This window comes from Proteus penneri (assembly GCF_003144535.1).
Taxonomy (GTDB): Bacteria; Pseudomonadota; Gammaproteobacteria; order Enterobacterales; family Enterobacteriaceae; genus Proteus; species Proteus penneri.
This window is the reverse complement of the sequence record NZ_PHFJ01000008.1, coordinates 152,861-166,620: the sequence shown is the minus strand read 5'-3', so window position 1 is coordinate 166,620 and position 13,760 is coordinate 152,861. Positions and strand designations below refer to the sequence as shown.

Below are 13,760 nucleotides of genomic sequence, written 5' to 3'. Positions count from 1 at the left end.
TGTGAAGAGTGTCAAAAGAGTAGGTCAAGGAGAGACAATTCTGAACCACTAAGAAATATCGTTAGCCAGTATCATTGCGTATACTTCATTCAAGCAGAAACAATCCTTATTTTAATCTTACTTCGGTTTCTGTACTGACACAGTAATGAATGCACAAGAGAAAGCCTTGTTATCTCTAGGGTAAATCGTTGCCAACTCAAGAGGGTTTTATGCAAAAGAAATATATTTACTTATTTTGTTCTGCTGGCATGTCAACATCTCTTCTCGTGACCAAAATGCGAGCACAAGCAGAAAAATATCAAGTGCCTGTGGTTATTGAAGCATTTCCTGAAACCTTAGCAGCACAAAAAGGACAGGATGCGGATCTCATTTTACTTGGTCCACAAATTAGTTGGATGTTGCCTGATATCCAAAAATTACTCCCAAATAAACCGGTCGAGGTGATCGACTCTCTGTTATATGGAAAAGTAGATGGCTTAGGCGTGTTAAAAGCCGCTGTCGCCTCTATTAAAAAAGCATCTGCAACAACAAATTAATTTTATTTTTTTATTATTTAATTTTTTATTCCAGTCAAAGAGCGAATTTTTCAGCAAGCCGAGTAATTAGCGGCATTTTAAGGGTATTTTTCTATGAGTAAGTTCATTGGTTCACTTGAAAAGTTACTCCTTCCTTTTGCGGTTAAAATTGGAAAGCAACCTCACGTTAATGCGATTAAAAATGGTTTTATTCGTTTAATGCCGTTAACCCTTGCAGGGGCAATGTTTGTACTTATCAATAACGTCTTTCTTAGTTTTGGTGAGGGCTCCTTTTTTTATTCTTTAGGTATCCGCCTTGATGCATCAACAATAGAAACACTCAATAGTTTTAAAGCCATTGGGGGGAATGTCTATAACGGAACATTGGGTATCATGTCATTAATGACACCCTTTTTTATCGGTATGGGATTAGCCGAAGAGCGAAAGGTCGATCCTATCGCCGCGGGGTTACTCTCTATCGCTGCGTTTATGACTGTCACACCTTATAATGCTGGGGGAGCGTATGCTGTTGGCGCCAATTGGTTAGGGGGCGCGAATGTTATTTCAGGTATTATTATCGGTCTTGTTGTGGCTGAAATGTTTACCTTTATTGTGCGTCGTAATTGGGTGATCCGCTTACCTGATAGCGTACCCGTTTCTGTTTCACGTTCATTCTCGGCCTTAATCCCTGGTTTTATTATCTTATCTGTTATGGGAATTGTTTCGTGGGGATTAGGACATTATGAGACACATTTCCACCAAGTTATTTTGGACTCTATCTCAACACCTTTAGCCTCGTTAGGTTCTGTAGTGGGTTGGGCGTATGTTATCTTCACATCATTGTTATGGTTCTTTGGTATTCATGGTTCACTAGCGTTGACAGCGCTTGATAGTGGCATTATGACACCATGGGCATTAGAGAATATTGCGATTTATACAGAGTACGGTTCTGTTGAAGCCGCATTAGCGGCAGGTAAGACATTCCATCTCTGGGCCAAACCGATGTTAGACTCCTTTATCTTCTTAGGGGGTACGGGGGCAACGCTGGGGCTGATTCTGGCTATCTTTATCGCATCTCGTCGCGCCGATCATCGCCAAGTGGCAAAACTGGCATTACCAGCAGGTTTATTCCAAATTAATGAACCGATTATTTTTGGTTTGCCTATTATCATGAACCCAGTGATGTTTATTCCCTTTATTCTTATTCAGCCTATTCTTGCCGCAATTACTGTGACGGCTTATTACTTAGGGATAATCCCACCGGTAACAAATATAGCGCCATGGACGATGCCAACAGGATTAGGTGCATTCTTTAACACTAACGGCAGTATCGCAGCACTGTTATTAGCGCTGTTTAACTTGGGTGTAGCAACACTGATTTATCTTCCTTTCGTGATTATTTCAAATAAAGCTCAAACTGAAATTGAAAAAGAAGAAAGTGAAGAAGATATTGCTAACGCGTTGAAATTTTAAGTGATAGAAAATACAAGTGCAGAGGTTTCTCTGCACTTGCCAGTGTCAAAGAGGAAACATGATGTTAGATATTGAAAATGTCGTTGATAGCAGTGCAACCGATGATGAATTTGAAGAGATCATTATGGGGCTTATCATTAACTCAGGCCAAGCTCGTAGTGTGGCTTATGGCGCATTAAAAAAAGCCAAAGAAGGCGATTTTGAAGGCGCTAGAAAGTTAATGGAACAATCTCGCGAAGCATTAAATGAAGCACATAAAATACAGACTCGTTTAATTGGTGATGACCAAGGTGTAGGAAAAACGAAAGTCAGTTTAGTATTAGTTCACGCGCAAGATCATTTAATGACATCAATGTTAGCCAGAGAGTTAGTGACAGAATTAATCGAGTTACATGAGAAGATAAAATAAGATGAATATTGTGGTGGAGTCATTGAGAGCACCAAGCGAAATACGCATGGTCTATGAAGATCAGCTATTTAATGGCAAAAACTTTCATGTCTTTATTTATAATAAAACAGAAAGTGTCAGCGGACTGCATCAACATGATTATTATGAATTCACCATTGTTTTAACAGGGCGTTATTATCAAGAGATTAATGGTAAGAAGGTGTTATTAGAGCGAGGAGATTTTGTTTTTATCCCTATAGGCTCTCATCATCAAAGTTTCTATGATTTTGGTGCAACACGTATTTTAAATGTGGGAATTAGTAAGGCCTTTTTTGATAAACATTACTTCTCGTTATTGCCTGCTTATTTTATCGCTTCACAAGTTTATGAATTAAAAAATGAATTTCTTTCCTATATTGAATCCGTTATTGGCTCTTTGAATTTTCGCCATACGGAATTTAATGAATTTATTGAAATTGTCACCTTTAATGTGGTGAACAGATTACGACACCATCGAGATAATCGTATTGAAGATGATATTCCTTTATGGCTAAGAGATACCGTAAGCGAGATGCATGACAAACAAAAATTTGGTGAAAATGCATTGGTTAATATGGTGATGTTATCAGGGAAATCACAAGAATATTTAACCCGAGCAACTCGGCGTTATTACGATAAAACACCAATGCAAATTATTCATGATATTCGAATTAATTTTGCGAAAAAGCAATTGGAAATTACAAACTATTCGATAACAGATATTGCCTTTGATGCGGGTTACAGTAGTCCTAGTTTATTTATTAAGACATTTAAGAAAATAACTTCGCTAACCCCAAATAGTTATCGAAAAAATTTATGTAGTATTAAAGAAACAAACTAATTCATTATTGGGCGTAATAAATTAATCAACAATAAAGATTAAATTTATTAAAAATAAAAGAGAAAGAAGAAAATAAGCTTATTTTCTTTATGGCTCTTTACGCCTTAATTTTGCCATTAATACACAAATAACAGCATGATTACGCTGTATGGGAGTGTTTTATGAGTCATAAATTAAAAGTTGTTACCATTGGTGGCGGAAGCAGTTATACACCTGAGTTATTAGAAGGTTTTATTAAACGTTATCATGAACTGCCGATCACTGAATTATGGTTGGTGGATGTAGAAGAAGGAAAAGAGAAGCTCGAGATTATTTTTGAGCTTTGCCAACGCATGGTAAAAAAGGCGGGTATTCCTTTAACCATTTATAAAACCCTTAATCGTCGTGAAGCGTTAAAAGATGCTGATTTTGTCACAACACAATTGCGTGTTGGTCAATTGAAAGCAAGAGAACTTGATGAATCTATTCCGTTAAGTCACGGCTATTTAGGACAAGAAACCAATGGTGCGGGCGGGTTATTTAAAGGGCTACGCACGATCCCTGTTATTTTCGATATTATTAAAGATGTTGAAGAAATTTGCCCTAATGCGTGGATCATCAACTTTACCAATCCAGCAGGCATGGTAACAGAAGCGGTTTATCGTCATACCAACTTTAAGAAATTTATTGGGGTTTGTAATATCCCAATTGGTATGAAGATGTTTATTACAGATGTTCTTAAGTTAACAGATAAAGATGAACTCTCCATTGATTTATTTGGCTTAAATCACATGGTGTTTATTAAAGACGTTATTGTAAATGGCCAGTCTCGTTTCCCTGAATTATTAGACGGTGTTGCTTCAGGCACATTAACTGCTGGCTCTGTGAAGAACATTTTTGACCTACCCTTTAGTGAGGGATTGATCCGCTCTCTTAATCTGTTGCCGTGCTCTTATTTGCTGTATTACTTCAAGCAAAAAGAGATGTTAGCTATTGAAATGGGCGAATACTATAAAGGTGGTGCTCGCGCTAAAGTAGTACAAAAAGTCGAAAAGCAACTGTTTGAATTGTATAAAAATCCTGATTTGAATATCAAACCGAAAGAGTTGGAATTACGTGGAGGGGCTTATTATTCGGATGCGGCCTGTGAAGTGATTAATGCTATTTATAATGATAAACAAGCTGAGCATTATGTGAATATTCCTCATCATGGTCATGTCGATAATATTCCAGCAGATTGGTCAATTGAAGTGACCGCGATTTTAGGGCGTGATGGTGCTAAACCTCATCCACGTTTAACACATTTTGATGAAAAAGTGATGGGATTAATTCATACCATTAAAGCTTTTGAAATCGCGGCCAGCAAAGCGGCTATTAGTGGTGAATTAAATGATGCTTTATTAGCAATGAATTTAACGCCATTAGTACTTTCAGATAAAGATTCAGAAGTGCTTACGCGCGAAATGTTATTAGCACATAAAGCGCATCTACCTAATTTTGCTAAAACAATTGCTGAGTTAGAAAAAGCCGCTCATTAATTGTCGGTAGATAAAAATAAGTAATAAGGAGACAGAATGGCTGGTTTATTAATTGTGAATGCAGATGATTTCGGACTGAGTAAAGGCCAAAACTACGGCATTGTAGAGTGTTTTCGTCATGGAGTGGTTAGTTCAACAACGGCACTTGTCAACGCTGAAGGAATTAAACATGCAGCACAATTGTGCCATGAGTTACCCGGTCTGGGTGTTGGGCTTCATTTTACTTTGACGATGGGTAAGCCGCTGTCTCCTTTACCTTCTTTAACGCGTGAAGGTGTACTAGGGAAATGGGTATGGCAAATGGCAGAAGAGGGCAATTTACCGCTTGATGAAATTCGAGTTGAACTTAACGCACAATATCAGCGTTTTATTGAGATCTTTGGTCGTGAGCCTGACCATATTGATAGCCACCATCATGTACATATGTTTAAGCAAGTTTTTCCTATCGTGGCGGAGTTTGCCAAAGAAAAATCGCTACCGATACGGGTTGATAGACCGTTAGCGCAAAAAGAAGGGATTGATACCCAAGGTGTGATAAGTAGTGATGGTTTTGATAGTCAATTTTATGGAGATGAAATCACTCAAGCTTTATTTTTAAAGGTGCTTGATGAGTCGAAAGCGCGTCATGAGCACTCTATTGAAGTGATGACACATCCAGCTTTTGTGGATAATCCATTACGTGCGAGTGGTTATTGTTTTCAGCGCTTAATGGAACTTGAAGTGTTAACAGATATGACGTTAAAACAAGCGATTATTGAACGAGGTTATCAATTGGGAACGTATCAAGATTTAATGAAATGATTTGGAATGTGATTTGGATGATTGATGTCTGTGTTATTCCCTGGTGTGGGTCTTTTTGAGTTATTTTGCCTCTGTTTGTTATAACGCAGAGGCGTTTTTGTTTTTACCACCGTAGAAATCAAAACCGATAACCAATATTGCTGATAAGTGCATAACTTGGATAGCTTTTCCCTGCCATTTTAAAGTAACTGCCTTCATAGCCTAAAGTAAGTGTAATATTTTGTGGTGATGTAAATGTGATACCTGTTCCCCAACTGACAGATTTAGATGAATTATCTTTATTTATATTTTCTTTGGTTTGATAACTTATTCCACTGGCACCAATTGTGGCATAGAGATCAATAAAAGATGTTAGAGCATAAGCAGGTCCTAAAGCGATAGAAACATAACGTAACCTGCCATTATCTGATAATGATTGATTCGATAAAGTTCCTGCAAGTTGTATTGAGATTTTTTTATTAGCTGCCGGTAATGCTTGAATTCTCATATTAATCCCATTTGCTGTGGGTAAATCTTTCACTTTAATATAAGCATAACCAATAGAATATAAAGGACGATCACTTTTAGCATAAGTGAAAGAAGTAAAAAGTAATGTAGAAGAGAATAGTGATAATAATATTTTTTTCATAAGAATAATGAATTTAATAATAATCAAAATAAGAAAAAAGCACATATTATAAAAATAATATGTGCTTTTTTTATTAGAATCGATAACCGATATTAGCGATAAATCCATCCATGACAATTTTACTATCGCTCAACTTATCAAGTTTATAGCGGCTATTTTCATAGCCAAGTGAAATAGAAACCATTTCGGCAGGATTAATGATCAAGCCAGCTCCCCAGCTAAATGCATTTTTCTTGATTTTTTCGTTGAGATCCACACCTTTAATATTCTTCATCTCAATTTGGCTAATCCCTGCGGCACCATAAACACTTAGGTAATCATTTAAGCGTAGAGTAGGGCCTGCCATAACAGAATAATAGCGAGTATCTACATCTTTTAAGAACTGTTTAACAGGTTTATCTAAATCGTAATCTTTTTGAGCGTATGAACCTGTGATAAGAACACCGAGTTGTTGATTAAGTTCTTGGCGTAACGAAATTGTGCCACCATGCATCGGTTTTTGGCCTTCCATTTTGAGTTGTGCGTAACCCGCTGAAAGTGTTGTTTTGCCAAAGTTAAGATCTTCTTGAGCATAAACAGAAGATGCAGCTAATAAACTAGAGATAAATAAAGCTGATAGTAATTTGGTTTTCATTAGTTATATCCCATAATTAAAATAATAAGAACGCATTATTAAGCGATGAAATTATAATAACGAGTCCATTTATAATGGAATAAAAAATAGCACGAGAATTTAAATATGGTTGTTTTATTAAAGTGGCCTATTAATTATAGTCAATATTATTTAAATAATAATATATATGCGATATAAGTTATCATGAAAATAAATAAGAATTAAAATAAAGGCTCTCTAAATAATAATAGAGAGCCTTTTTAGGTTTATTTAAGTCCTAGATCACTTTGTAGACTAATGACTTGATTTTGTAAGTTTTCTAATTCAAGCTGTTTTTCCATCACTGATTTTGATGGGTTGTTTTGTGCTGCTTTCATTTGCTTATCAATTTCATTGATCTGCTTTTGAATATCATTTTGCCCTTTGGTTTTTTGGCGAATTTGATTTAACAGATTATTCATTGATTGACTTAATGCACGTTGACTAGCTTGTTTACTTTTTAGGTCTGCATTGGTCTGTTGTTTTTCTTTCTCAATGGCAGCAAGAACGGCTTTAAACTCGGTGTTTAATGCTTGTTCATTACCTAAAATCGCTTTTTTTTGTTCAATACGGTTGTCATAAGTCCCTGAATAATTACAGTTAAATTTGGTAATTATACTGACATCACCCGTTGTCGGATCACAATCCGCGGGATTGGTGACACATCCACTTAAAAGTAAGCTCATGCCAACAAGGGAAAGAGGTAAAAATTTCATTATCATCCTTTTTAACGTTAACTAAGTCTTATTGCTGTGCGTTGAGTATAAAGACTATCAAGCTCTTCTTGTAAAGAGGCAACTTGCTGCTTCATCCCATCGATTTGTTTATCAAGCTGTGCGGTTTTTAAGCCATCTTGACGACTTTGAGCAGCGATATCACGCCATTCACCTTCACGTTTTTTCATATCAGCTAAGCGCGAACGAAGCGCTGCAATATTGGCATCAATACCTTTGAGTTGTTTCTCTGCGGCGTCTTTATTTAAACGTTGTTGTTTCATCTCTTGCTGAATTTTAGCGATGGCTTTTTTATCATCAGCAATAACGGCTTTCGCCGTGTTAGAAGCATTTTGTAAGCGCTGATTTTCATTTTGAATATCAGCAATCATGGAATTGAGCATCTCTTCTTTTGTCGCGTAATTTTGGCGTTTATTGTCTAAATAGGCATTGGCACCAATACCAACACCACAACCCGCGACAGCAGCAATGAGCATACATGCGCCTTTATTGCTGGAATTTGAAACTAAGCAGCCTAATGCACCAATAGCGGCACCCCCCGCACAGGCTGTAATACCTGATTTGCTGAAAAACTCCATATCACTGTTGTTTTTCAAACGAGGATCAGTACCGTTATTACTTTGGCACCCTGATAAGGCAAGTAAAGCACTAATGCTAAGTACCGCCATAAGTTGTTTATTCATACCACACCTATCCCAAAGTCTCTGTTATTGTTTTTTACACGCTTCAAGCCATTCATTCCGTGAAACTTTACCGTTAGCCCAATATCCTTGAAGTCCTTGCATATACGTTGAAAGGTACGTATTTAAATTTGATTTACCTCTGGCCTCCATCAATTGGCGTACAACGTCAATTTGCGGTTTTACTAAAGAGGCGTCGTATGTTGTTGCCATATCCACTAACGTGTCAGCGTAATAGCTCACAACAAAGTCGAGGGTTTTCTTATGTTCGTTGACTTGTTCTTGACGTCGTTCACAAGTGGCATCTTTAGTGCCAGTAGGGCAGTTTTTTTCATGTAATGCGATTAATCGGTCGTAGAACTCGCCATCATCTTTTAATTTGGTACACAAAAAAGCACCTAATTGCAGTGAAGTACGGATAGCTTGATCACGTTGCTCATCACGCAGTTGTGCATTAGCCCGTAATGTATTTTTTAATTCAGCTAACTGTTTTTTCAATGCTTCATCTTGCACTTGAGTTGAGAGTGTATTCAGGCTATTAATGGAATTATCGCTATTGGATTTCGATTTATTATTTGCTGGTTTCTCATTACCTAATTGCTGCCACTCTTTTTCTATCTCTTTGATTTTGTCGCGTGATGTTAATGCTGGGGCAACAATGGCTAAACGAAAGCCTGTGTATTTGTTTTTATTTGCACCAGTGTCAGTGTAATAAGGCTCTTCTTGACGCCATGAACTGCGCATATCACTCTCCGGCGTGAGATAACTACCGCCACGTACAATAAATCCACCTGCTTGCCCGTGTAAGCGGTCGAGTTTATTTAATCTAAAAGGCTCAAACATCATTTCAGCGACATTACCCAACATATCATGTAAGCCTAATGGATTGGGTGATAATAAACCGGTGAGTTGTAATGAGCCATTAGCGGATTGGCTGCCTGCTGACCAAATATAATTTTTGGTACCTTCTGGCATTGGAAAACGCACATCACGAAACTCGGAGGCTGAGACTTTTAGGCCACCACGCGCTGCGAACTCCCATTCTGTTTCTGTCGGTAATCGTGCAAAACCTTTTGCGCCATCTTCAACGGGTAATGCCTCGGGATGTTTGCTTCTTAACCATTGGTTATATTGGTCTGCAAATTGCATCGCTTCGTACCAACTAATATTCACTTTTGGTAAACGTAATTTATTTGAAGCGACAGGGCACTCTTTATTGTTAATCACGCTCTGCATGGCGTTATATTGCAGATCGGTAACGGGGTATTTTGCCATAAGGTAGTAACGGCCTTTTTCTTTGCCTTTTAGTGGAAAGCTACCCGCGATATGTTCAGCTCGTGATTGTTCTAAATACCCCCATTCATCACCTTCTTGCCCTAAAGTCACGCTGTAGTCTTGTAAGGGCTGACTGAGAGGGATAGTCACTTGGCGAAATACCATTGAACCTTCACAAGGGAAAGGCAAGATCACATCATCAGGCAACGCTTTTGGGTTAACGAATTTATCGTCCCATTTGGCAGATACGGTAAAACTGCTAGATAACAGCGCAAATGATAAAGTTAAAAGCGATAAATTAAATTTCACGTAAGCTCTCCGCAGGTTCAATCGAAACGGCACGTAATGCGCCAATACTTGCCACTACTAAGGCCACAAGTAAGGCGCTACACATGGCGATCAATAAATCCCAAAACGTTAACTGACAAACAAAGGCTTGTTCAGGTAAATGGGTGCCTAATAATGTGGTAAATAAGGTGCTACCAATGCCATAAAGCCCAAGGGCTAAAATAAAGGCAACGCTCGTTAATAGCAGCGCTTGCAATACAATATATAAAGAAACAGCAAATTGACGAAAACCTAATAGGCGAAGGACTGCCATGTCTTTGCGTTTACGATCAATATTGGCAAGAAAGGCGCCAATTAATGAGGCAATACAACCTAATAGTGAGACCCAAGCAATAACAGAGAAAATAACGTTAAGGACATAACTGATCGCTTTTACAGACTCTATTTGGCTTTTTTGTGTTATTACATCAATGTGTTGTTGCCTAAACCAATCATCTAATGGTGTGATGGCATCTAAATTTGTGGCGTAAAGGCGAGCTTTAGCAAACTGGGTTCTTGGTTTTGACTCAACTCCTTGTGTAATACCAAAAAGAGGCGCCTGATAACCATCTCGGTAATCTTCCATTGCGACTAAAACATCAAGAGAAACAAAGGCCGCCGCTCTTGAAAATTTGCTATCACTGATAATGGCGCCGACAGTAAAGGTGCGTTTGGCCCGTTCATTAACGCCATTAAGCTTACGGCTGATAAATAAGCGCACTCTATCGCCTACATTTGCCTGTAGCTTTTGTGCTGCATTGGCAGAAAGGACTAAAGTGTCTGCATTTTGGGGAATAGCGACACCTTCTAATAAAGGATCGTTGTCTGCCGTCGGGATAACTTCAGCGTTATCAATAAAATGCTGCCCATCAATTACAATATCGGCTTGTGTGTTTAAGCTACGTGTTAATGGGATAACAAAACGGACTTCTTCTTTTTGCGCAATTTCATCAAACCAGCTTTGTGGATAATTACCATTGCCCAACATCCGTATTTCAAGGTTACGAGGATCATTTAGCAGTTGATTATGAAGCTGCGTTACAATGCCATTCTTTAATCCAAACAGCAGTAGCAGTGGGGCAATGACTGAGACCAAAGAAAACACAATACATAATGCGACTTTGCGATCGTAAATTAAGTCGCGCCAAGCGAGTGAGCTAAGTAACCCTAGGCGATTAGGATTGGCACTATTGTTTGATAAAGACACTACCGCCTCCTTCGAGTTGTGCGTGATAGTGGCTAAATCCAAAACGCTCGACTAAAGACCAATCGTGGCTAACAACCAGCGCAGAAATTTCCAGTTGCTTTACCATCTCTACAATGAGTGCATACAGCGCTTGTGCATTATGGGGATCAAGGGCTGCTGTAGGTTCATCAGCAAGTAATAAAGCAGGCTCATGAGCGATTGCGCGAATAAACGCTGCCCGTTGGCGCTCACCAATAGAGAGTTGGCGAGGAAGACGAGTTAACAATGGGCGTAATTGCAGATGGTCAATGGCGTGATCAAGCCAAGCGGAGTGCGGCGGTAATCCCAGCATTTTGCGAGGTAATTGAATATTTTGCATGACGGTTAAAAAGGGAAGTAATCCGCCACTTTGGAGCATAAAACCCAATTTTTCGGCACGCAATGATGCGAGTTGTGCCTGCTCATTACTCAACACCGCTTGTGTGATAATGACATCATCACCGAGTTGGAAATGGGTTAATTTATCAGGACGTAAGATTAACCCGATCATTTCTAGTAAGGTGCTTTTACCACAACCACTTAATCCTGTTAGCGCGCCAATTTCCCCTTTTTTAAGGGTCAATGAAGGAAGCGCAACACGAAAACCGTGTTGCGCATCACCACGCGTAATTGCCATGTCTTCAATCTGGATCATTAAGGCAGGTTTTCCAGTGGGACAGGATAAACGTGATCGCGCGGATCGCTTTGTGGTGCGAGGGATATCCAACGATCAACATCTTCGTTATAGCGTTGATAATATTGCAACTTGGTATTGAGTCGACGGATAAACTTCTCTTGCTCAAGGCCATCCCAGCTTTTCCATGTCTCTTCATCTAAGCCTAAAACTTCACTTAAATAAGGGAGATTTTCGATATATTCACCGAGTAAGCCCATTTCACCTAATTTGGTTGCCGAACCCTGTTTGATTTGATTAGGATCGTTACCCATTGTGGCAGCAATCGAGCGTAAATCTGCAAACATATTGTCAGGTGAGATCAAACCTTCATTAGCCGCATTAACGATTTTTTTCATCACGTCACTTAAATCGCTAAGCTCACTTTTGGTCAGTAACACTTGTACTTCTGTGGTTGGGATATTTTGCTGTAATAAGTCACGATCACTTATCCATGCTTTAAAGACCGGAGGCGCTTTTGTACCTTGTTTTTCACCTAAATACGCTAAACGCATGGCATAGCCTAAATCGTGTGCATCACTAAGTAAGGTGTCAGTCTCTTTATCTTTGCCATAAGTAGGATCAGCATTTAATGCACTTCCCACAGTAGCTTCACCACGATAAGCGGTTTGAATTTGCGTGGTGACAGCAGTTGCTAAACTGTCTACCATACGACCAAAACTATTTACATCTCCTGAGTTGATAGGGTAGTAAAGCGATTTGTGTAAGAACGGATTCAGCGTTAATGCTTCATATTGCGTTTGTGCTGAAGCATGATTTTTTGCACCTGACGGGGTTTTTAAATGCAGGGTATAAAGTGCAACACCACGATAAGCGGCTTCTTGGCGAATTTGTTCAGCATCGAGTTTAGTGGATGACAGAGGATCATCGCCCGTTAATGCGCCCGCGTCGGTGATTAAAATAACGTAACGCGCACCAAAACGAGTCCAATCAACATCATCAAGGGCTTGCATAACACCAGCATATGCATCTTCATCAAAACGACTACTTGAGACTTTTGCTTGACGCAATTCTTTTACTTTATTCAGGAAATCAGGGCCATCTTTTACGTCATTGGGGTTTACAAACATTTTGCTATCGTATTCCAATGCGGGAACGGCTTTGATATTAGAGCGAAACGCCACTAAACCAAATTTTACCTTATCCAACATATTGTCTTTTTCGATTTGAGTATAAACTTTCTGAATCGCTTCTTTGGTTCTATCAATGTAAGGGTCCATTGATATTGTTGAGTCGATAACAAACACGACAGCCGCAGAAAAACCTTGCATCATATTGTCAGCATCTTTGCTATCTGGCGTTGCTGGTTTTGTATTGTTTGCGGTTGCATTTGTATTCTGTGCGTCTTTGCTGTCTTTGGTTTGTGAAGAGACCGATGCCACATTAAGCACTCGCACTTTATAGCCCGCGTCAGTAAAGACTTCATCTGAGCCTAGTACAGGTAACAGATAAAAATTACTTTTCTGATCAATCATATAATCGGGCTCTTTAGCTAAAATAGCCGGATTGACTTTTTGATTTTTGATATCAGCTAAAAAAGGTTGATACTGTTTTTCGGGAGTAGGGCTTTCAAGTAAGCCTTCAACCGTTTGCTTATCTTTGAAAAACAGCATTGGGTTACGACCCGCAGGGTTAGTAAATGCGAGTGTTAACTGCATTTTCCATTCAGATGTGCAGCTTGCATTCATCCAACCGCTAATATGTCCCAAGCTATCAGGGCCGACTTGTAACCACTCATTGGTGCCTTGTTTTTGACGTTGATAAACATAAAAACGGCTAAATGCGGGTTGTTCTTTACCTGCTGCACCAATTGTGTCTGCCACTTGGCAACCTGGGTAGGTTAATACACGCTGATAGAGCGTCTTTTTCCCCTCTTGTAATAGCGGTTTTTTCTCTTCAGCACTGGCAGGTGCTGTTAGAATTAAACCGCTGAGAATAAGTGTCAGCCAATGCGCCTTTTTCATGTGACTT

General features: G+C 39.0%; 14 protein-coding genes. 6 read left to right on the top strand and 8 right to left on the bottom strand.

The window, feature by feature from the left end; genetic code table 11:
- Positions 1–209 precede the first annotated feature (209 nt).
- The 6 genes from CUB63_RS10995 (at position 210) to chbG (ending at position 5,574) form a co-directional block, all read left to right on the top strand.
- On the top strand, positions 210–536 hold the full coding sequence (locus CUB63_RS10995; RefSeq protein ID WP_006534491.1) for a PTS sugar transporter subunit IIB: 327 nt from the start codon (positions 210–212) through the stop codon (positions 534–536).
- A gap of 93 nt (positions 537–629) precedes the next feature.
- On the top strand, positions 630–1,988 hold the full coding sequence (gene chbC, locus CUB63_RS10990) for a PTS N,N'-diacetylchitobiose transporter subunit IIC (protein ID WP_109848024.1): 1,359 nt from the start codon (positions 630–632) through the stop codon (positions 1,986–1,988).
- Positions 1,989–2,049: 61 nt separating this feature from the next.
- Positions 2,050–2,397: a PTS N,N'-diacetylchitobiose transporter subunit IIA gene (gene chbA / locus CUB63_RS10985; protein WP_072065055.1), complete on the top strand. Its 348-nt coding sequence runs from the start codon at positions 2,050–2,052 to the stop codon at positions 2,395–2,397.
- Between the two features lies 1 nt (position 2,398).
- Positions 2,399–3,256, top strand: coding sequence for a transcriptional regulator ChbR (chbR, locus tag CUB63_RS10980; protein WP_072064957.1), 858 nt, complete (start codon positions 2,399–2,401; stop codon positions 3,254–3,256).
- A 161-nt stretch (positions 3,257–3,417) separates the two neighbouring features.
- A complete protein-coding gene (locus tag CUB63_RS10975; RefSeq protein WP_006534496.1) occupies positions 3,418–4,773 on the top strand; it encodes a 6-phospho-beta-glucosidase in 1,356 nt (451 codons plus the stop codon).
- 36 nt (positions 4,774–4,809) lie between these two features.
- Positions 4,810–5,574: a chitin disaccharide deacetylase gene (gene chbG, locus CUB63_RS10970; RefSeq protein WP_109848023.1), complete on the top strand. Its 765-nt coding sequence runs from the start codon at positions 4,810–4,812 to the stop codon at positions 5,572–5,574.
- Between the two features lie 118 nt (positions 5,575–5,692).
- Here the strand turns inward: chbG and CUB63_RS10965 are convergent, their stop codons facing one another.
- From CUB63_RS10965 to CUB63_RS10930, 8 genes are all read right to left on the bottom strand, one after another.
- Positions 5,693–6,202 carry an outer membrane beta-barrel protein gene (locus CUB63_RS10965; RefSeq protein WP_157955981.1) on the bottom strand — a complete coding sequence of 170 codons (510 nt, stop codon included), beginning with the start codon at positions 6,200–6,202 and terminating at the stop codon, positions 5,693–5,695.
- 73 nt (positions 6,203–6,275) lie between these two features.
- The gene (locus tag CUB63_RS10960) at positions 6,276–6,836 is read right to left on the bottom strand and encodes an Ail/Lom family outer membrane beta-barrel protein (protein ID WP_006534501.1); all 561 of its coding nucleotides are present in this window, start codon (positions 6,834–6,836) and stop codon (positions 6,276–6,278) included.
- Positions 6,837–7,081: 245 nt separating this feature from the next.
- The gene (locus tag CUB63_RS10955; RefSeq protein ID WP_229096460.1) at positions 7,082–7,570 is read right to left on the bottom strand and encodes a coiled-coil domain-containing protein; all 489 of its coding nucleotides are present in this window, start codon (positions 7,568–7,570) and stop codon (positions 7,082–7,084) included.
- Between the two features lie 17 nt (positions 7,571–7,587).
- Complete coding sequence (locus CUB63_RS10950; protein ID WP_006534503.1) at positions 7,588–8,271, bottom strand: hypothetical protein; 684 nt, start codon at positions 8,269–8,271, stop codon at positions 7,588–7,590.
- A 24-nt stretch (positions 8,272–8,295) separates the two neighbouring features.
- Positions 8,296–9,852 carry an SUMF1/EgtB/PvdO family nonheme iron enzyme gene (locus tag CUB63_RS10945; RefSeq protein WP_109848021.1) on the bottom strand — a complete coding sequence of 519 codons (1,557 nt, stop codon included), beginning with the start codon at positions 9,850–9,852 and terminating at the stop codon, positions 8,296–8,298.
- A complete protein-coding gene (locus tag CUB63_RS10940; RefSeq protein ID WP_109848020.1) occupies positions 9,842–11,077 on the bottom strand; it encodes an ABC transporter permease in 1,236 nt (411 codons plus the stop codon). Before CUB63_RS10940 ends, CUB63_RS10945 begins: the two co-directional genes overlap by 11 nt.
- Positions 11,058–11,750, bottom strand: coding sequence for an ABC transporter ATP-binding protein (locus CUB63_RS10935; RefSeq protein WP_109848019.1), 693 nt, complete (start codon positions 11,748–11,750; stop codon positions 11,058–11,060). Before CUB63_RS10935 ends, CUB63_RS10940 begins: the two co-directional genes overlap by 20 nt.
- Positions 11,750–13,753 carry a vWA domain-containing protein gene (locus tag CUB63_RS10930; protein ID WP_109848018.1) on the bottom strand — a complete coding sequence of 668 codons (2,004 nt, stop codon included), beginning with the start codon at positions 13,751–13,753 and terminating at the stop codon, positions 11,750–11,752. Before CUB63_RS10930 ends, CUB63_RS10935 begins: the two co-directional genes overlap by 1 nt.
- Positions 13,754–13,760: the final 7 nt, after the last annotated feature.